Genomic DNA, 19,528 nt, shown 5'->3' with positions numbered 1-19,528 from the left:
ATGCAACAACGTTTGGTAAAATCTTAAAAATATTGCTGACCTAACATGAGTGACGAAACACCAAAATACGACCCCCTGCAACAAAAAGAAGTAATTGACGATATGTTCGAGACTTGGTTTCTCGACTATGCCTCGTATGTAATCCTCGAACGTGCCGTACCTGCCATCGAAGATGGACTAAAGCCCGTTCAACGCCGAATCATGCACGCCCTCAAAGAAATGGACGATGGGCGTTTCAATAAAGTGGCAAATGTTATTGGCTCAAGTATGCAATATCATCCACACGGCGATGCGTCAATTGGTGATGCTATCGTTTCGATGGGACAGAAAAACCTTTTGCTTGATACCCAAGGAAACTGGGGTGATGTTCGCACTGGCGATGGTGCTGCCGCTCCTCGTTATATCGAGGTTCGCCTCTCGAAATTTGCCAACGATGTGCTTTTCAATGAAGACACTACCGAATGGCAGATGTCGTATGATGGTCGCAAGCGTGAGCCTGTCAATCTTCCAGCGAAGTTTCCGTTATTGCTTGCTCAAGGCGTTGAAGGTATTGCCGTAGGCCTTTCTACAAAAGTTATGCCGCATAACTTCATTGAGCTGTGCGAGGCATCAATTTCTTATCTTAGAAAAGAGCCTTTCCAACTTTACCCCGATTTCTTGACTGGTGGTTTAGTTGATGTAACGAACTACAATGATGGCGGACGAGGCGGAAAAATTAAAGTTCGTGCAAAAATTGCCGAAATCGACAAGAAAACACTTGAAATTCAGGAAATTCCGTTTAGTACGACTACCGCTACGCTTATTGACTCTATCATAAAAGCCAATGATGCAGGAAAAATAAAAATCAAAAAAGTTGAAGATAACACGGCAAAAGAAGTTTCAATCATCATTCATCTGGCACCAAATACTTCGCCTGATATTACGATTGATGCCCTTTTCGCATTCACTGAGTGTGAAAACTCCATTTCGCCCAATGCTTGTATTATCATTGATAACAAACCACATTTCGTCACGGTCAGCGATATTCTGAGAGATTGCACCGAGCAAACCAAACATTTGCTTCAACGTGAACTCGAAATTAAACGTCACGAACTCAAAGAGAAATTACTTTATAGCTCGCTCGAAAAGATTTTCATCGAAAACAAAATCTACCGTGATATTGAAGAATGTACGACTTTCGAGGCGGTAGTAGCAACGGTCGATAAGGGTTTAGAGCCTTACAAAAAAGATTTTTATCGTGAAATCGTAGAAGATGATTTACTTCGTTTGCTCGAAATCCGAATCAAGCGTATTTCAAAATACGACTCCTTCAAAGCAGATGAGTTAATGAAACGTTTGCTTGATGAATTGGCCGAAGTGGAAGATAACTTAGCCAACATCGTTCGTTACACAATTGCTTTTTACCGAGAATTATTGAAAAAATACGGCAAAGGTCGTGAGCGTAAAACCGAGATTCGTCAGTTTGAGTCTGTGCAAGCAACCGTGGTGGCAGCCAATAACCAAAAACTTTACGTTGACCGTGAAGGCGGCTTCATTGGATATGGTTTGAAAAAGGACGAATACGTAATGGATTGTTCAGATATTGATGATATTATTGCCTTCAAACGAGACGGCAAATATGTTATTACGAAAATTCAAGAAAAGGTTTTTGTAGGAAAAGACATTATCTACTGTTCGGTTTTCCGTAAAAACGATGAGCGAAAAATCTACAATGCGATTTATTTGGATGGAAAATCTGGAACATCTTACGCCAAACGTTTCTTCGTAACAGGTATCACTCGTGATAAAGAATATGATGTTTCGATGGGTAATCCAAAGTCAAAAATATTGTATTTCACAGCCAATGATAATGGTGAAGCAGAATCGGTTGCGGTAAATCTTACGGCCAATTCAACAGCAAAAAAGAAACAATTCGATTGGGATTTTTCTGAACTCGCCATCAAAAATCGTAATTCAATGGGGAATGTTCTAACGAAATTTCCTGTACGTAAGATTGTCTTGAAATCTGCGGGAAAATCGACCCTCGGAGGTGTAGATATTTGGTTCGATGCAGTAATTGGCAAACTTAACCGTGACGAACACGGCCAGTATTTGGGTAATTTCGGCTCTGAGGATAAGATTTTGGTGATTTATAAAGATGGACAATACGAGTTTACGAACTTCGAGCTGACAAACCGCTACGAGCAGAAAGATATTCTGAAAGTAGTAAAGTACGAACCAGAAAGACCAATTTCGTGCTTACACTACGAGGGCGAACACAAGATTTATTACATCAAACGTTTCAAAATCGAAACCACTACGATGGATAAGAAATTCTTGTTTATTTCTGATACCAAAAACTCACGTTTATTGACTGCGTGTTTGGATAAATACCCTCGTTTTGAGATAAAAACCAAAGCCGATAAAAAAGCAAGTATCGAAACCCAAACGATTTTAGTAGATGAATTTGTAGAAGTACGTGGCTGGAAAGCCATTGGACAGAAAATTAATGCTTATGAAGTTGTAGAAGTAAAACAACTCGAACCAAAAGCAGAAGAGGTAGCTGTTGTGGAAGTACTACAAGCGATTGATGATAGCTCTGAAAACGGCTCTGAAAATATTGATAATCAAGATGATGACAAGCAATTAGCTTTGTTTTGAGAGTAGTCGAATTAATACTTTCCCCTCCTTTTTTCAAGGAGGGGTCGCCTGACGGCAGTCGGCGGGGGTGGTTTCTTTTCGTAAAATTTGTTTTAAAAGACCTCAACAATCTTTAACCACCCCGTCAAAATTCGACTTCGTCAGAATTTTGCCACCCCTCCTTGAAAAAAGGAGGGGAAATTAAACGATTTCAAAACTCCCAAACAGTTGGATTTTTATGGCGGCGTAGGTGTTTTCGGACTTCCATCCAAAACGCTAATACTAAATAAATGATAATCGGAGAGCCAAAAGTGAAGAACGAAGCGTAGATAAAATATATACGAACGCTTCCTGCCGAAAAGTTGAGTTTTTCGCCGAGTCGAGAACAAACTCCGAAAAGTTGATTTTCAACTAAGTATCTTAATTGTCCTGTTTTTAGCATTGTCTTGAAAAAGTGAATACGAAGTTAGTAAAAAAATCGTGTTTGTCAAGGGTTTAACAATAAAATAATGATCAACGCTAAGTTTTTGTACAATCAAATATTGGTTTAGTGCAAAAATATTTTTCTCGAAAACTTGTTTTTTCTTGAAAATTACGTACATTGCATTTCATTTATTTACTCTTTTAATTTATTTAATTTCAATGCAAACAGGTACAGTAAAATTCTTCAACGAAACAAAAGGCTTTGGTTTTGTGGTTGATGATGCTTCAGGACAAGAGATTTTTCTTCACGTGACGGGCTTAAACGGCACAAAGGTTCGTGAAAACGACCGTATTGAATTCGAAACTGTCGAAGGTCGTAAAGGTTTGAATGCAGTTAACGTGAAAAGAATATAGTTTTTTTCTGAGTTTAAATTGACTTCAGTACCCAAGCCCCTCAGTCTTAAAGATTTGAGGGGCTTTTATTTTGATTATCTGTTACGTATTTTTACGTATTTAATTGACCGTATTTTTACGCATTTTATTAAGTAATTTTACTTTTATTTTAAGAAAAACTTTATACAAAACACTTACAATCAACAACTTACAAAACTATTGTCACTAATATTCTTTTGAAATACTACAATTTATATATATTTTTGAAATATACATACTATCTAAAAACAGTCGAAGCTAACTTTATAAAGATGAAAAAAAAGACTACTACCTCAGGTAACCCAATTGCCGTAACAAAAATTAAAGAATACGCTGGAAATTTCAAAAAACAAGTGGAAAGTGGCATTTCTTTAAAAGAAGCATTTACTGACTCTAAAGGCTTAATCAGAGAAGCCGAGTTTTTTGGGAAAGACAAATTAATGGCCTTATTAAATCCAAGAAAAATCGGCAAAGAGATTTTAGGTGTGAGAATTTACTACGGAATAAGCCCCGAAGATGCTGAAAATAATATGGCGGATGATGGAACGATGAACCCTCGCTTATTTCTTGTTCCAGTTGGACTTGATGGAAATGATTTGAAATTCAACCACTCAGCTCTAAAAGATGCTCCCGATGGCGATGGGCTCGGCGATGGTAACCCTCAACCTCCTTTTAACGATAATTAATACGCTCAAATGCTGCTACAAACAATAATGCGAATACTAAGTGTGATTTCTGATATATCTATAGTATTACCGCTAATCATCCTTTACATAAATAGACAATATTTGACGAAAGAACTCAAAATATTATCTATTTATGTAATCCTTCTTTTCATTAGAAACATCATTGGACTTGTATATAATTTTCTTTATTTAAAATATAATTACTACGCAAACACTGTTTTTTATTATAATCTCACTAATATAGTTGGTTTTTATTTGATTGCATACCTTTACATTTTATTGCTAAAAGATGTATTTTTGAAAAGATTAATTTATGTACTTATTGTAGTTTTTACAATTTTTTCTTTTCTTGATATAGCCAATGGAACATTGAACATTAACACAGCCGTATTTAATAAATATTCTTACTTGGTTTCGGGTATTTCTATCACTATTCTTGCCTTTGTACATCTTTTTAAGATCCTAAAAGAACTACAAACAGAAAATATATTAACTTATTCATATTATTGGCTAAGTGCTTCGTTCTTACTATATTTCTCAAGTACTTTTTATATGTACCTTTTTGTAAAAAATATTATAAGCGAAACAAGGGTTAATCCAATGGTTTTATGGCAAATTGATAATATTTGTTTCTTTATATTATCAATAATTCTGAGTTTTGTTTTTAAGTTTAGTAAAAATTTAAACCTGATAAATTCAAATTAAATTGAATAATTTCGATTATTTCTATGTAGTCATTTTTCTAACAATATTTACTTTTATAATATTGTTGGCTATTATTTTGTTCGTGACTTACTACCAGAGAAAACAAATACAACAAAAGATAGCCATTCAAGAACTAAAAAGCGAAATGCAACGCCAAATGCTTGAGTCAGCCCTTGAAGTACAGGAAGTTGAAAGAGTCAGAATAGCTAAAGACCTTCACGATGAGGTTGGGGCGATGCTTTCGGTTACAAAAATGAGTTTTAATCAACTCCTCCGAAAACTTGATAGTGCTGAAGATTTAGCAAAAATGGGTAAACAAACCCGTGAACTACTCGAACAATCAATTGGGCAAGTACGTAGAATCTCTAAAGAACTCGTACCCAGCACACTCGAAGAATTTGGGCTGATACTTTCAATCGACGAATTCATCCAAAAGGTACATTTGGCTTCTACTACATCTTTTACTTTTAGTCACGAAGGGATTGCCCAAAAACAACGTTTTGACAAAAAAATTGAGTTGACAATTTACCGACTTATTCAAGAACTCGTCAATAACGCCCTCAAACACGCCGAAGCCAAAGAAATAACCTTAAAACTTACGACCAAAGACAATAAAATTATTTTTATCTTTACCGATGATGGTAAAGGCTTTGATTTTGCGGCCATACGCAATGACCCTAAATCTGGCTTAGGACTCCGAAATATGGAAAGCCGTCTGAGCGTAATCAATGGAACGATTAATGTTCAATCAAGCATCGGAAAAGGAACAACCACCACTATTGAAATACCTATTTGACGAGTTTTGAGGCTTTTGCCTATAAATCCAACAAGTTTTGAAAGGCTAATTCAGAACTCAAAACTCAGAATTCTATAAACTATGTCAAAGATACAATTAGCGGTCGTTGACGACCACAATTTATTTCGCAAAGGAATGATTTCAATCCTTCAGCAAGTACCTGATTTTGAGGTAGTTATGGAGGCAGTAAACGGACAAGAATTTCTCGACAAACTTCAAAACCAGCAAATTGATGTAGTTTTGATGGATTTACAAATGCCAGTTCTTGATGGTATTAAAACCACCGAAATCGTGAGAGCGAAGTTCCCTGACGTAAAAGTACTTATACTTTCAATGCAAGACGAAGACCAATTTGTATTGCATTTGATGGAAATCGGAGCAAATGGCTATTTATTGAAAGATACTGACCCCGAAGAAGTAGAAAAGGCCATTAGAAAAGTAAACGAAACCGAAATCTATTTCAGCGATTTTGTGAGCAAAATTATGCTTCGTAAAATGAATCGTAAGCCTCAGCAAGAAAGCAAAATATTTAACTACAAAACCGACCTTTCGGAGCGTGAAATACAGGTTTTGAAATATATCTGCGAAGGACTCACAACCGCCGAAATTGGTGAAATTGTGGCACTCAGCCCACGAACGGTTGAAGGTCATCGACTAAGAATGATGGAAAAACTTGGGCTGAAAAATACGGCAGGTTTGGTGGCTTATGCCATCCGAAATAATTTGGTTTAGAATAATGATACGAGATATTAGATTCGAGATACAAGAGTAAAAAAATCCCTTTTCTCGAATCTAATATCTCCCATCTTAAGCCCCCAGTATTGCCGAAAACTCAATTTCCACCAAATAATCAGCACCAATCAAAGCACTTACTTCGACCATGGTCGTGCAAGGTTTTATATCTTTAAAAAACTCTCCATGAGCTTTACCAATTTCTTCCCATTTAGAAATATCTGTTGCAAAAATACGAGTACGCACTACATCTTTCAGTGAAGCTCCCAGTTGTTCGAGGACTTTTTCAACTTTTAGAATGATAAATTTTGTTTGAATATAAACATCATTTTTCCCTACAATTTCTCCGCTACCATCAGTGGCAACTGTGCCTGTTACTTCAATGATATTTCCCATTTTTACTGCACGAGAATACCCAACGATGTCCTCCCATTTTGCACCAGTCGATACATTAATTCTTTCCATTACTTTTGCTTAGTTTAATAAATTTCTATGTTTAAAATCAACAAACCGTTATGCCATTTCTGAAATGTCATTCTAAAAAGACATCAAATTAGGTATTTTCTGCCATCTTGTCAGTAAATTTCTTATTGGCAAAATAATTGTCGAAATTTGCAAAAAATAAAATAGATTACAAAATGGCAGAAAATAAAGAAGACGCAACAATTACTGACGAACAAACAGCAGAACAAACAACCGTAGAAACCGAAGAAGTTGTAGAAGAAAACGAAAGTGTTGAAGAAAACGTATCGGAGTCAGCGTCGCTCGAAGCACAACTTGCCGAAGCAAAAGACAAATATTTACGTTTATACGCTGATTTCGAAAATTTCCGTCGTCGCACATCAAAAGAAAAAATTGATCTAATTCAGAATGCCGCCGAAGGTTTACTCAAAGAATTGATTCCGATTGTTGATGATTTCGAACGTGCCAATAAGTCATTCGAGACAGTTACCGAAGTAGAGCCAATGAAAGAGGGAATCGCTTTGATTTTCAATAAGTTTCAAAAAACGCTGGCCAGCAAGGGCGTAAAAGCTATCGAATCAAAAGGAAAGGATTTCGATGTGGAGCTTCACGAGTGTATTACTCAATTTGCAGCAGGTGAAGAAAACAAAGGCAAAGTAATTGATGAAATAGAAAAAGGTTACTCACTAAACGATAAAGTTATCCGCTACGCAAAAGTTGTAGTGGGTTCATAAAATAATGAAGAATTAAGAGTTGAGAATTGAGAATGAATGCGGCATGTTAGACTCGCTATTTAATTCTCAATTCTCAATTCTTAATTCTCAATTCAAGAAAAATGGCACAAAAAAGAGATTATTACGAAATATTGGGCGTTGCTAAAAATGCCTCAGAAGATGAATTAAAGAAAGCCTACCGCAAGCTGGCGATTCAGTATCACCCTGACAAAAACCCAGGGGATAAAGCTGCTGAGGAAAAATTTAAGGAAATTGCCGAAGCTTATGGCGTATTATCTGATGCCGAAAAACGTCAGCGTTATGACCAATTTGGGCATCAAGGTGTTGGCGGAGCAGGTGGCTTCGGTGGTGGTGCGGGCGTAAACATGGAAGATATTTTCGGAAGTGTTTTTGGTGATGATAGTCCATTCGGTAGTTTCTTCGGTGGTGGCGGCGGTGGTCGTCGTGGTGGCCCAAGTGTAAGAAAAGGTTCGGATTTGAGAATTAAACTCAAGCTCGACTTAGAAGAAATTGCTAATGGCGTAGAAAAGAAAATAAAAGTAAAACGCTACGTTTCGTGCAATACTTGTAGCGGGAATGGCTCGAAACACGGCACCTCACTAAAAACTTGTGCAACTTGTAACGGGCAAGGACAAGTGCGTAAGGTTGTGAATACAATGCTCGGGCAAATGGTTTCTACAAGCCCTTGTCCGACTTGCCAAGGCGAAGGAAAAGTGGTTACCGAACGTTGCGATGTTTGTTTTGGAGAAGGCCGCCAGTTGAATGAAGATTTATTATCAATCAAGATACCTGCGGGTGTGGGCGAAGGAATGCAGCTTTCGATGACTGGCAAAGGAAACGTACCAACTCGTGGCGGTATTGCGGGCGATTTATTGATAGTAATTGAAGAAGAAGAACATCCAGAACTTAAACGTGATGGTAGCAATATTCATTTTGATTTACGCATGAATTTTGCCGATGCTGCTTTGGGAAGAGAAGTTGAAATTCCGACCGTTGGTGGAAAAGTAAAAATAAATATCAAGGCAGGAACACAATCGGGCGAGATTTTACGCTTGAAAGGCAAAGGCTTGAAGGAACTCAACAGCTACGGCGTAGGCGACCAATTGGTTCATGTGAGCCTCTTCACTCCTACTACTTTGAGTTCGGAAGATAGAGCTATTCTTGAAAAAATTAGAACAATGCCTAATTTCCAGCCAAAAACTGATAAAAGCGATAAAAGCATCTTTGAAAAAATGAAAGATTTCTTTCATTGATATTTTCAGCAATTAAGCATAAAAACGGTTTGGAGAATGTACTTCAAACCGTTTTTTTATGCCTGAAATCTACAAACACCTCCCTTTCATCTTTAAATTATTAAATTTTTTATCCGAAAAATAACAAATAGTTTCACCATAAAATTTTTCAAAGTATTTTGCAGAAATTAATGAAAACTACATGAGCAAAAACTACAAATGGTGGGTTGTTTTTATGTTATGGTTCGTATGCTTTTTCAACTACGCCGACCGCCAAGCTATCTTTTCGGTATTTCCATTATTGAAGCAGGAAATGGGTTTGAGCGATGTTCAGCTCGGCATCGTTGGAGCAGCATTTATGTGGGTTTATGCTGGTTTTGGAGCAATTGCGGGCATTGTTGGCGATAGATTTCAACGTAAAACCCTCATCATTGGTGGACTTATCTTTTGGTCGCTTGTTACAATCGGAACTGCACTTTCTACTGATTATATTCATTTAGTTATTTGCCGAGCTTTGGAAGGCTTTGGTGAAGCCTTTTACTTTCCTGCGTCTATGTCGCTTCTGAGCGATTATCATAGCAAAGAAACCCGCTCAAAAGCCATGTCGTTTCATCAATCAAGTGTTTATGCAGGTACGATTGCAGGCGGAACGGTTGCGGGCTTCATGGGCCAATACTATGGTTGGCACACGAGTTTTTATCTTTTCGGTGGGCTTGGCGTGCTTTTGGGAGTCATTTTACTGGGTTTTCTGAAAGAACCTGTTCGTGGGCAGGCAGAAGTACATGAAGAAATCGAAGACGGTTCGCACGTATTACTTGATTTGAAACAAGGCAATATTTTTGATAGCATCAAGCAAGTTTTCAAGCAACCAATGGTCTGGATTTTGGTGGCGGTTTTTGTGGGTGCAAATTTCGTAGCCAGTATTTTCTTGACTTGGATGCCTTCGTTTCTCTACAATAAATTCAATATGAGCCTTTCGATGGCAGGACTAAACGCTACATTCTACTTACAAATGGCCTCGGTTTTAGGCGTTATTTCGGGCGGATTTTTAGCTGATAAATTAGTAAAAACCTACCGAGGCGGCCGAATGATGGCCCAAAGTATTGGCTTAATAATAGGTGTACCATTTATCTTCTTGGCTGGCTGGACACTCTCAATACCGATTTTGATTCTTGCTCTCATCGGTTTTGGATATTTCAAAGGACTTTATGATGCCAATATTTGGGCATCGCTGCACGATGTCGTTAAACCCAAAAACCGTGCAACCGCTGTTGGTTTTATGAACTCAATCGGCTGGTTTGGTGGTGGAATCGCCCCGATTGCCATTGCTTATGCCAGCACCAAATACGGCATGAGTGCCTCAATTAGTGCAACATCGGCACTATATTTGGTCTTTGGTTTATTATTAATTTTCGGAATTAGAAAGTTTATGAGAAATCAAAAATCATGAAAGAGTTTTCTGTCATAAACATTACTTCTTTCTTCATTTTTACTCAATTTTATATTTTCAATTCAATGATTTTTCCTTATTTTAAGATAATTTAAGTTTCTTTTCTGCCTGATTATCCTGCAAATTCCCTAATTTTGGGTCATCAAGAGAATATTTATTCACTAATCTCAAAAAATGAACAATTTCACAAGGCTTAATAATATCGTCGGATGGGCGATTTTTGCCGTTGCACTCCTTACTTATACGCTCACCGTTGAGCCAACCGCCAGTTTTTGGGACTGCGGCGAGTTCATCGCTTGTTCTTACAAACTACAAGTTCCACACCCTGCTGGGGCTCCTCTTTTCTTACTTATCGGCCGCATGGCTTCACTCCTTGCGGGTGGCGATGTCACGAAAGTTGCTCTGATGGTAAATATGGTTTCGGTAATTGCTTCGGCGTTTACTATCTTATTTATGTTTTGGACAATCTCGCTTTTGGCTCGTAAAGTTTTTGGTAAAAAAGGCGACGACCTCAACACAACTGAAATCATTTTAGTACTTGGTGCAAGTGCTGTTGGTTCGTTGGTGTATGCTTTTTCTGATTCTTTCTGGTTTTCGGCGGTTGAAGCTGAGGTTTACGGAATGTCGTCGTTCTTTACGGCAATAGTAATTTGGGCAGCTTTTCGTTGGGAAAACATCGAAGACGAATCAAAAGCCAACCGTTTCTTGATATTTACTGCTTATTTAGTGGGTCTTTCTATCGGAGTTCACTTACTCAACCTCGTTACTATTCCTGCTTTGGGCTTAGTATATTATTATAAAAAAGCTAAGAAAATCACTTGGAAAGGCGGTATTATTGCTTTCTTGGTAGGTTTATTAGTTTTAGGCGTTGTTAATACTGGTGTTATCACTGGCTTCCCTTCTTTGGGTTTTACGTTTGAAAAACTCTTCGTTAATACCTTCGGAATGCCGTTCAGTTCTGGTATTATTTTCTTCGTAATCTTACTCATTGGCGGACTCACCTACGGAATTTTCTATACACAAAAGAGAGGCATGGTCATTGCCAACACGGCCTTGATTTCATTCGCTTTTGTATTGATTGGATATTCATCTTACACAATCGCTTTGATTCGCTCAAATTATAATCCGCCAATCAACGAGAATAATCCGAGCAATGTACTAAACTACGTTTCGTATTTGAAACGTGAGCAATACGGTAGCCGTCCGCTACTCTACGGCCCAGTTTTCACAGGAAAACTTGAATCTATCGAAAATGGCGAGCCTATTTATAAAATGGGTAAAGACAAATATGAAGTTTATGACTACAAACCTAACTACATTTGGGGACCAAATAGCGAAAGCCTGTTGCCACGTATGTGGAGTAGTGATGGTAGCCATCAGCAGATATACAGAAAAGAAATGGGTCTTGCAGAAGGTCAAAAGCCAACGCTTTTCACCAACATTGGCTACATGATGAAACGCCAAATGGGTTATATGTATTGGCGTTATTTTGCGTGGAATTTCTGGGGACGTTCGAGCGATATTGAAGGTGCTGGACCAACCAATATTCTTGAGTCAAAAAGTGCACTTCCACCAGCTATCAAAGAGAACCGTGGACGTACAAATTTCTTCGGTTTGCCAGTAATCTTAGGTATTTTGGGCTTGTTGTATCATTATTTCCGTCGTGAGCGTGATGCACTCGTTATGTTCCTTTTATTCTTACTTACGGGTGTTGGTTTGGTTGTTTACCTCAATTCACCACCAGTAGAGCCTCGTGAGCGTGACTATATCTACGTTGGTTCGTTCTATATTTGGGCAATTTGGATAGGAATTGGCGTATTGGGCTTGTTTGATTATGTGTTGAAATTCATCAAAAATTCACAAGCAAGAGCAGTTGGAGCAACAGTTTTAGGCTTAGCTGTTCCATTAATTATGCTTCCTCAAACTTGGAAAGGACACGACCGCTCAGGCCGCTACCACCAAGTAGATTTTGCTAAAAACTTATTGAATTCATGTGCTCCAAACGCAATCTTGTTTACGGGTGGCGATAACGATACTTTCCCACTTTGGTATGTGCAGGAAGTTGAAGGTTTCCGTACGGACGTGCGTGTGTGTAACCTGAGCTTATTAGGTACAGATTGGTATTGCGAGCAAATGAAACGCAAAACTTATCAATCAGAAGCATTGCCGATTACGTTTACAACCGACCAATTATTGAGTGGCGTAAACGACCAAATTCCTTTTGTTGAGCGTCTAAGTGACCCAATCAACTTGAAAGATTATTTGGAATTGGTGAAGAAAAACGACCCAGCCATTCAAATTCCATTAACAACTGGCGAGAGCATTAACTCTTTGCCATCGGATAGCCTTTTCTTGAATTATGATATTGAGGCAGTGAAGAAAATGGGCTTTGTACCAAAACAATTTGAACCATATTTGACTGGTCAAATCACTTGGAATATCGGCAAGCGTGACTTGTTGAAAAACGATTTGATGCAACTCGAAATGATTGCTCAAAACAACTGGAAACGCCCAATTTATTTTGCTGGAACACTGGCCAATGACAACTATTTGAATCTGAAAGATTACATGCAGTTAGAAGGTTACGCCTACCGTTTATTGCCAATCAAAGTAAGCCAAGGCGATGATGGTTTTGCAAATACCGACGTAATGTATGACAATATGTTGAAGAAAATGGCTTGGAGAGGAATGGACAATCCGAATGTGTATTATGATTCGGAAACTTACTTGAAAGTGCCAATTATCACGGCTCGTTTGGCGTTCTTGCGTTTAGCTGACCAATTGGTTAGAGAAGAAAAGAAAACCAAAGCCAAAGAGGTACTTGATTACGCTAATAAAGTATTGCCAGATAACGTAATTCCTTACGATCAACTTTGCACCAACTATGTAATGTATTATTTTGAAGTAGGTGATACTAAAAAAGCAATGGAAATTGCAGAAACAATCACAAAGCGTGCTGATGGAAATTTGGCTTATTTTACTCAGAAAGCAGGTCAGAAAAGTGCGGAGTGGATGCCTGATAATATCCAAGATTATTTGCAAATCAACCTTCGTAATTTGCAGGTTATCTCAAATATTTGTAGCCGAAATAACCAAGAAGCCGCAGCTAAACGCTACGAAGCTATCTATAACAAATATTATTCGAGAGTGGCAGAGTAGTTTAAGGAAGACTTCGCTTCAAGCGAAGTCTTCCTTGAGAAACATATAAAAATCCCCGTTGAATGGTTCAACGGGGATTTTTTATTATATTTGCAATAAAGTTGCATTTATCAATAGCACAATTTTCTAAATTGTGTAAAAACCAACAATGAAGAAAGCATTTCAATACATAATCTTATTTTTAGCTCCCCTATTGGGGGCGGGGGGGGCTGCTGGTCAAGTATGCGATTGCTTCATTCAAGGAATTGTACAAGATGATGCCACAAAACAGCCAATTATTGGAGCAGTGGTTTTGATAAAAGAATTGAATAAAGGTGTAAGCACCGATGCAAAAGGATTTTACCGAATCTCAAATATTTGTCAAGGAAAATATACTGTTATTGGCCGAATTGTGGGTTATGAAGAGAAAAACTACACAATAAATTTAGAACACGGAGCAGAACAAAACATCAAACTCTCGGAAACCGAACTGCACTTAGCCAATATAGACATCAAGGCTCAGAAAATAGAAAATCTTACGCAAACTAAAAGTACGCTTGAAAATGCCGCTCTCGACCAAACTCGTGGACAATCGTTAGGCGAAGCCCTGAAACAGATTTCGGGTGTAACTACCTTACAAACAGGCAGTTCGATTGCCAAACCTGTCATTCACGGAATGCACTCGAATCGGGTTTTGATAATGAACAACGGTGTAAGACAAGAAGGCCAACAATGGGGCAGTGAACATGCTCCCGAAATTGACCCTTTTGTGGCTAAAAAAATTACGGTTTTGAAAGGTGCAGCGGGCGTTCGCTACGGCTCAGATGCAATTGCGGGTGTAATCATGCTCGAACCCGAAGCCCTACCCGACTCAACGACAATCGGGGGCGAAATTAACAGTGTATATTTCACGAATGGAAATCAAACTGCCAATGCTGGAATTTTAGAAGGTGGAGTACGAAAACTTGGTAAAACTTCTCAAATTCCGTACTCAATCGGTTATAGAATTCAAGGAACTTATAAACGTGGTGGAGATATTTCGACCCCCAATTATAGATTGGCAAATACTGGAATCCAAGAAATAAACTATTCATTATCAGTAGATTATAAAAGAAAAAATTGGATAAGTGAAGTTTTTTTTAGTCAGTTTAATACAAAAATTGCGGTATTTTCGGGTTCGCATATTGGAAATGTTTCTGATTTGATTGAAGCCATTAAACGTGGTACTCCGTTGTCGATTTACACGCCCGAAAAATTTACTTACGCAATCGACCGACCTTATCAAGACGTTCAGCATAATTTATTGAAAGTAAAAAATACGCTCAAAAATCGCTACGGAGTACTTTCTTTGACGCTTGGAAGACAGTACGATTTTCGTAAAGAAGTTGATATTTTGCGTGGCGATAGAAACCTTACGCAGCTTTTTAAACTAACAACATATTCAAGTGAGCTGATTTTTGAACACAAACCTTTCTTGAAATTATTGACAGGTTCGATTGGTATTAATAGCCTTTATCAAGAAAATCTTACTACAGGAACACTCACCGAGCCACGTTCTTCAACGGTTTTAATTCCTAATTTTAAAAACTTCACCAATGGGCTTTTCTTGATTGAACGCATCGTGCGAAATAATTGGGAAATTGAAAGTGGTTTTAGATATGATATTCGACATCTGAATGTTTACAGGATTCCTCGTGGCGGGCAAATTGTGGTGAATAATACACAAAATAATCAGAACTTTACGGGTACGCTCGGAGCAAATTACCGACCCAATGCCCGTTGGAATTTTATGGCCAATGCCAGTTCAGCATGGCGAGCAGCAACGGTTAATGAACTTTACAGCGACGGTGTGCATCATGGAGCAGCAAGTTTTGAGCGTGGTGATGAAAATCTTGTACCAGAAGTTGCACTAAACCTTTCATTTACAACCAATTACGTTTCCAAAAATTTCCAAGCAGAATTACATTTATACAATAATTACATCAATAATTTTATCTTTTTATCGCCTACTGGTCGCCCAGCTTTGACGATTCGTGGGGCTTTTCCTGAATTTATTTATACACAAACAGATAGCCGTTTTCAAGGTTTTGACTTAAACGGAATTGTACAAATCATCAAGCATCTTTCACTCAATAGTAAAATTTCATACCTAAAAGCCCAAGATTTGAGTAATAATCAGCCACTGATTCAGATTCCTGCCAATCGTTGGGAAAATACGATTCGTTATGACTGGAAAAAAACTTCGGTTTCTTTGACGAATCTGTACGTAGCCAAGCAGAATCGTGTTCCTACTAAAATCATTTTCTCTGATATTCCAAGTTCTGAAATTATCTTTACCGAATATGGCGGAGACTTCGCTCCTCCCCCAGCCGCTTACTCGCTTTGGAGTGCTTCGGCAAGTCAACAATTTTCGATTAATGCCAAACAATCGCTCAATATTTCATTGACTATCAGCAACTTATTCAATACTACCTACCGAGATTATCTCAACCGCTTCCGCTATTTTGCCGATGAAATTGGTCGAAATATGGTTTTCCGTGCTAAATATTCTTTTTAAAATATTTGCAACATTATTGCACTTGAGTAGTTTATAACATATATTTGCAACATCAATGCAAAAGTAATATTATTTCATAAACCAATATCTCATGGCAACTAAAAGAAAACAAAGACACATTGCTCTACTCAGCTTACTAATCAGTGCTACACTTTTTACGGTAAGTTGTAAAGATGAAGAAGTAGATGCCGAAGAAGAAAATGAATTAATTACAACGGTAAAATTAAATTTTTCAAGTGGCGGAACAACACAATCGTTTAAATATTCAGACCCCGATGGTGATGGTGGAAAAGCTCCAACTGTTGATGCTATTAGCTTAAAACCAAATACAACTTATACCTTAACAGTTGAGGTTTTAGATGAGTCAAAAATGCCAGTTAGCAATATTACCGAAGAAGTGAAGGAAGAAAGCGATGAACATTTATTTGTTTACACCCCAACCCCAAGCAGTTTATTGACTTACACTTATGGTGATAAAGATGCCAATAATTTTGGAATTGGCTTAACAGGAAATGCCAAAACAAATACGGCAGGAACTGGCAAATTGAAAGTTCAATTACGTCACCAGCCACCAATTAATGGCAAAGCGACCAAAGATGGCACACCTACGCCTGGAAGCGATGATATAAATATTGATTTTAATGTTACGGTTCAGTAATCAGCCTTATAACTTTCAAGGGGTGTCAAGTAAAATCTTGACACCCCTTTTTTGTGTAAATCTATTCAAAACAATTATCTTAGCAAAAAAACAAACTTCGAGAAAATTATGACAAAAAAACGTATTGCGATTGACATGGACGACGTAATGGCGGCCGCTGGAAAGAAAATTTTAGGTATTTATAACCGATTAATTGGAACAGATTTTCAAGAATATCATTTCATAGATAAAGGATACTATGATGTTTTGGCTGAAGAAAATTATCATGTGGTAAGAGAGGAGATTTTTAAACCGAATTTTTTTAGAACGCTCGAAGTAATGCCCGATGCGGTAGAAGTAATCAAGAAATTACATGATAGATTCGAGATTTTTATTGTTTCGGCAGCAGTTGAGTTTCCAAATTCATTAAAAGAAAAAGTTGAGTGGTTAGAAGAGCATTTTCCGTTTATTTCTTGGAAAAACATTGTACTTTGTGGTGATAAAAGCATTATTTCGGCCGATTATCTGATTGATGACCACGAGAAAAACTTGAGTACATTCAAGGGAAAAGCATTATTATTTGATGCGATTCATAACCAAAAACTCGAAGGCTATCAACGCTTCAAGACTTGGAAAGAAATTGAGGCGTTTTTTGATGGTGAATAGAATTTAGGTTTTAGGAGTTAGGTTTTATTGTTTCTTAATCTCAAGGGCAGCCCTTCTAAAACCTAAATCCTAACCCCTAAAACCTTATCCCTAAAACCTAAAAAATGACACCTAAACAAATCGTTGAAAAACTCTCATCTTTCCCGAATCGAGGGGTTGATACCGAAAACGAAGTTCCAGTACTTGATTTTCTGACACAATTATTTGCAAATCAGAAAGTTAGCCGAGAATCTTTCCGAACGCCGAAAACTTATATTTCGGTAGTTTGGTGGCTGATTTTGGGGCTTTCAGCAGGTTTGATATGCTTGAATTTTTCTTCGATTTTGGGTTTAGTCATTACCTTTCTTTTCGTTACGATGGCCATGTTGTATTTCAATTGGTATGCTTCGCCCGTAACGAGTTTTCCTCCTCTGGTTAAGTCTCATAACCTTGTTATTAAAGATAAAAATACTTCTCTGAAAGCAAAGAAACTGATTCTGATGGCTCATTGGGATACTGCTCCTATTTCACTACTTTATCGCCCAGAAATGGTTGGCAATTTCCGTAAATCGCTCAAAATGAGTTTAATTCTGATGATGGTTGCTCAGTTTTTGGCTATTTCGCAGTTTCTGATACCCAACGATTTCCTTCTTTTAGTTTCTAATATTCTGGCTCTTTATTTTATCATTCAAGGCATCACAGCCACGATTGATTTTTTCAGACTCGGCTATTCAAACGGAGCTTCTGATAATGCAACGGGCGTAGCAGCAGCCATTGAAACTGCTAAAAAACTTTGGAACAAAAACTTACAAAACCTTGATATTGAACTGGTTATAACTGGAGCAGAAGAAGTAGGGATGATTGGAGCAAGAGCATACATGAAAGCTCATTATCAAGAGTTTACGAAAGAAACTTATCTAATAAATTTCGATACGCTCGGAAGCGGAGACTTGAAAATAATTACCCAAACAGGTAGCTGGTCAACGATTGTTTATGACAATGAACTGGTGAAAACAGCGAAAGAGGTTACGGCAAAAATTGCTTCGCTGAAAGAAGTAAAAACAGGAGCTTGGCACACAGCAGATTTTGATTCAGTTTGGTTTCAGCGGGCGGGAATTCCATCGGTCACTTTGGCGGCACTTGATAAAAATGGTCGAATGCCTAATATTCATCGTCCGACTGATATTTTGAGCAATGTCGATTTCAATCCTATGGAAAAAGCCATAATTTTAGCAGAAGCAATCGGAGTACAACTAAACGCAAGCAATCATGACTCGTAACGAAACCATTTTTTACTTTGCTCTGGGCATTATCAATATCGCATCTGGCGTACTCGATATCGAATGGCTCAATTATGTTTCAAAACCATTATTGATGATTTCATTGTTTTTTTTCTACTTTCAGAAAGTAAAACAAAACATAAATACTTCAGATAAAACAATGCTGGTTTCATTGATTTTTTCGTGTTTGGGAGATACTTTTTTGATGTTTCAAGGCAAAAACCCGCAGTTTTTTCTGCTTGGATTGGGTTCTTTTTTGGTGGCACAATTGGCTTATTCAGGTGTATTTAAGCCATTAGGGATTACAAATTATAATAAAAGATACCCTTTTATTATTTACGGATTCGTATTCATTGTATTTCTACTTGATAGAATACCAAAAGGCTTTATGATGCCGATTGTGGTTTATGCCACAGCTATTATGTGGATGGGAGTTACTACCGCCGAACGCCAAACAAACCCAAAAAGCTATCGTTTTGTATTAATTGGAGCAATTTTATTCATCATTTCTGATTCATTGATTGCCATTAATAAATTTGCTTTTCCAATTCCACTTGCTGGTCTTTGGGTCATGGCAACTTATATTGCTGCTCAGTATTTGATCGTTGAAGGAGTGCTTTTGGGAAAGACTGTAAAATAAAAGGGGTATATGCAATACACCCCTACTAATCATTATATTCCAAAAAATTCCAAAATTTTCGATTTTTCAGATAATCAAAATCTTCTTCGTTATCGTAAGCTTCTCGCTCGAAACTTATTTGGCGGTACGCTCGCCAAAAACTACGACAACGTATATAATGATACAACCATTCGCCAACGTACCAAATATAAAAAGGTAAAATCAATAGTTCAAGCTGCTGACGGATGTGAATCTTCTCGTGGTTAATCAGCACCTTACTTGGTTTTTTTGAGCGTACGATTATAAAAGGAAACAACGTAATTCCTTGTATTTTCTTTAACGGAACGCCCTTTATTAATATCATTTTATTAGAGAGTAGGA

At 37.7% G+C, this 19,528-nt stretch carries 17 protein-coding genes; 14 read left to right on the top strand and 3 right to left on the bottom strand.

Annotated features, from left to right (window positions below; all coding sequences use genetic code 11):
* Window positions 1-45 precede the first annotated feature (45 nt).
* On the top strand, window positions 46-2,640 hold the full coding sequence (locus tag ABR854_RS11920) for a DNA gyrase/topoisomerase IV subunit A (RefSeq protein WP_350265625.1): 2,595 nt from the start codon (window positions 46-48) through the stop codon (window positions 2,638-2,640).
* Between the two features lie 190 nt (window positions 2,641-2,830).
* Here ABR854_RS11920 and ABR854_RS11915 read toward each other — a convergent pair whose 3' ends face one another.
* Window positions 2,831-3,061: a PspC domain-containing protein gene (locus tag ABR854_RS11915; protein ID WP_350265624.1), complete on the bottom strand. Its 231-nt coding sequence runs from the start codon at window positions 3,059-3,061 to the stop codon at window positions 2,831-2,833.
* A gap of 200 nt (window positions 3,062-3,261) precedes the next feature.
* On the opposite strand from ABR854_RS11915, the gene ABR854_RS11910 reads away from it, so the two are divergent.
* From ABR854_RS11910 to ABR854_RS11895, 4 genes are all read left to right on the top strand, one after another.
* Window positions 3,262-3,456 (top strand): cold-shock protein, encoded by a 195-nt coding sequence (locus ABR854_RS11910; protein WP_350265623.1) that lies wholly within the window; start codon window positions 3,262-3,264, stop codon window positions 3,454-3,456.
* Window positions 3,457-3,746: 290 nt separating this feature from the next.
* Window positions 3,747-4,160: a hypothetical protein gene (locus ABR854_RS11905; RefSeq protein ID WP_350265622.1), complete on the top strand. Its 414-nt coding sequence runs from the start codon at window positions 3,747-3,749 to the stop codon at window positions 4,158-4,160.
* A gap of 787 nt (window positions 4,161-4,947) precedes the next feature.
* Window positions 4,948-5,661 (top strand): sensor histidine kinase, encoded by a 714-nt coding sequence (locus tag ABR854_RS11900; RefSeq protein ID WP_350265621.1) that lies wholly within the window; start codon window positions 4,948-4,950, stop codon window positions 5,659-5,661.
* Between the two features lie 81 nt (window positions 5,662-5,742).
* Complete coding sequence (locus ABR854_RS11895) at window positions 5,743-6,393, top strand: response regulator transcription factor (protein WP_350265620.1); 651 nt, start codon at window positions 5,743-5,745, stop codon at window positions 6,391-6,393.
* A 75-nt stretch (window positions 6,394-6,468) separates the two neighbouring features.
* On the opposite strand, the gene ABR854_RS11890 is transcribed toward ABR854_RS11895, so the two are convergent.
* On the bottom strand, window positions 6,469-6,858 hold the full coding sequence (locus ABR854_RS11890; protein WP_350265619.1) for a RidA family protein: 390 nt from the start codon (window positions 6,856-6,858) through the stop codon (window positions 6,469-6,471).
* A 173-nt stretch (window positions 6,859-7,031) separates the two neighbouring features.
* Here ABR854_RS11890 and ABR854_RS11885 point away from each other — a divergent pair, with 173 nt between their 5' ends.
* From ABR854_RS11885 to ABR854_RS11845, 9 genes are all read left to right on the top strand, one after another.
* On the top strand, window positions 7,032-7,589 hold the full coding sequence (locus ABR854_RS11885; protein WP_350265618.1) for a nucleotide exchange factor GrpE: 558 nt from the start codon (window positions 7,032-7,034) through the stop codon (window positions 7,587-7,589).
* A gap of 101 nt (window positions 7,590-7,690) precedes the next feature.
* Complete coding sequence (dnaJ, locus tag ABR854_RS11880) at window positions 7,691-8,842, top strand: molecular chaperone DnaJ (protein WP_350265617.1); 1,152 nt, start codon at window positions 7,691-7,693, stop codon at window positions 8,840-8,842.
* A gap of 181 nt (window positions 8,843-9,023) precedes the next feature.
* On the top strand, window positions 9,024-10,271 hold the full coding sequence (locus tag ABR854_RS11875) for an MFS transporter (RefSeq protein WP_350265616.1): 1,248 nt from the start codon (window positions 9,024-9,026) through the stop codon (window positions 10,269-10,271).
* A gap of 174 nt (window positions 10,272-10,445) precedes the next feature.
* Window positions 10,446-13,430 carry a glycosyltransferase family 117 protein gene (locus ABR854_RS11870; RefSeq protein ID WP_350265615.1) on the top strand — a complete coding sequence of 995 codons (2,985 nt, stop codon included), beginning with the start codon at window positions 10,446-10,448 and terminating at the stop codon, window positions 13,428-13,430.
* A gap of 148 nt (window positions 13,431-13,578) precedes the next feature.
* The gene (locus ABR854_RS11865) at window positions 13,579-15,966 is read left to right on the top strand and encodes a TonB-dependent receptor (protein ID WP_350265614.1); all 2,388 of its coding nucleotides are present in this window, start codon (window positions 13,579-13,581) and stop codon (window positions 15,964-15,966) included.
* Window positions 15,967-16,057: 91 nt separating this feature from the next.
* Window positions 16,058-16,624, top strand: coding sequence for a hypothetical protein (locus ABR854_RS11860; RefSeq protein WP_350265613.1), 567 nt, complete (start codon window positions 16,058-16,060; stop codon window positions 16,622-16,624).
* Between the two features lie 108 nt (window positions 16,625-16,732).
* Window positions 16,733-17,269 carry a 5' nucleotidase, NT5C type gene (locus ABR854_RS11855; RefSeq protein WP_350265612.1) on the top strand — a complete coding sequence of 179 codons (537 nt, stop codon included), beginning with the start codon at window positions 16,733-16,735 and terminating at the stop codon, window positions 17,267-17,269.
* A 104-nt stretch (window positions 17,270-17,373) separates the two neighbouring features.
* A complete protein-coding gene (locus ABR854_RS11850; protein ID WP_350265611.1) occupies window positions 17,374-18,528 on the top strand; it encodes a M20/M25/M40 family metallo-hydrolase in 1,155 nt (384 codons plus the stop codon).
* The gene (locus ABR854_RS11845; protein WP_350265610.1) at window positions 18,518-19,168 is read left to right on the top strand and encodes a lysoplasmalogenase; all 651 of its coding nucleotides are present in this window, start codon (window positions 18,518-18,520) and stop codon (window positions 19,166-19,168) included. The genes ABR854_RS11850 and ABR854_RS11845 overlap by 11 nt, the downstream gene beginning before the upstream one ends.
* 25 nt (window positions 19,169-19,193) lie before the next feature.
* On the opposite strand, the gene ABR854_RS11840 is transcribed toward ABR854_RS11845, so the two are convergent.
* A complete protein-coding gene (locus ABR854_RS11840) occupies window positions 19,194-19,511 on the bottom strand; it encodes a hypothetical protein (protein WP_350265609.1) in 318 nt (105 codons plus the stop codon).
* Window positions 19,512-19,528 lie beyond the last annotated feature (17 nt).

The sequence above is a fragment of the Emticicia sp. W12TSBA100-4 genome (assembly GCF_040253585.1).
GTDB lineage: Bacteria > Bacteroidota > Bacteroidia > Cytophagales > Spirosomataceae > Emticicia.
The sequence above is the reverse complement of the archived record's forward strand: the minus strand, read 5'-3'. Positions and strand labels throughout refer to the sequence as shown.

Excerpts from the sequence above, each read along its gene's own strand:
- ABR854_RS11920 (WP_350265625.1), top strand. The coding sequence starts at position 46 with ATGAGTGACGAAACACCAAAATACGACCCCCTGCAACAAAAAGAAGTA.
- ABR854_RS11915 (WP_350265624.1), bottom strand. The coding sequence starts at position 3,061 with ATGCTAAAAACAGGACAATTAAGATACTTAGTTGAAAATCAACTTTTC.
- ABR854_RS11910 (WP_350265623.1), top strand. The coding sequence starts at position 3,262 with ATGCAAACAGGTACAGTAAAATTCTTCAACGAAACAAAAGGCTTTGGT.
- ABR854_RS11905 (WP_350265622.1), top strand. The coding sequence starts at position 3,747 with ATGAAAAAAAAGACTACTACCTCAGGTAACCCAATTGCCGTAACAAAA.
- ABR854_RS11895 (WP_350265620.1), top strand. The coding sequence starts at position 5,743 with ATGTCAAAGATACAATTAGCGGTCGTTGACGACCACAATTTATTTCGC.
- ABR854_RS11890 (WP_350265619.1), bottom strand. The coding sequence starts at position 6,858 with ATGGAAAGAATTAATGTATCGACTGGTGCAAAATGGGAGGACATCGTT.
- ABR854_RS11885 (WP_350265618.1), top strand. The coding sequence starts at position 7,032 with ATGGCAGAAAATAAAGAAGACGCAACAATTACTGACGAACAAACAGCA.
- dnaJ (WP_350265617.1), top strand. The coding sequence starts at position 7,691 with ATGGCACAAAAAAGAGATTATTACGAAATATTGGGCGTTGCTAAAAAT.
- ABR854_RS11875 (WP_350265616.1), top strand. The coding sequence starts at position 9,024 with ATGAGCAAAAACTACAAATGGTGGGTTGTTTTTATGTTATGGTTCGTA.
- ABR854_RS11870 (WP_350265615.1), top strand. The coding sequence starts at position 10,446 with ATGAACAATTTCACAAGGCTTAATAATATCGTCGGATGGGCGATTTTT.
- ABR854_RS11865 (WP_350265614.1), top strand. The coding sequence starts at position 13,579 with ATGAAGAAAGCATTTCAATACATAATCTTATTTTTAGCTCCCCTATTG.
- ABR854_RS11860 (WP_350265613.1), top strand. The coding sequence starts at position 16,058 with ATGGCAACTAAAAGAAAACAAAGACACATTGCTCTACTCAGCTTACTA.
- ABR854_RS11855 (WP_350265612.1), top strand. The coding sequence starts at position 16,733 with ATGACAAAAAAACGTATTGCGATTGACATGGACGACGTAATGGCGGCC.
- ABR854_RS11850 (WP_350265611.1), top strand. The coding sequence starts at position 17,374 with ATGACACCTAAACAAATCGTTGAAAAACTCTCATCTTTCCCGAATCGA.
- ABR854_RS11845 (WP_350265610.1), top strand. The coding sequence starts at position 18,518 with ATGACTCGTAACGAAACCATTTTTTACTTTGCTCTGGGCATTATCAAT.
- ABR854_RS11840 (WP_350265609.1), bottom strand. The coding sequence starts at position 19,511 with ATGATATTAATAAAGGGCGTTCCGTTAAAGAAAATACAAGGAATTACG.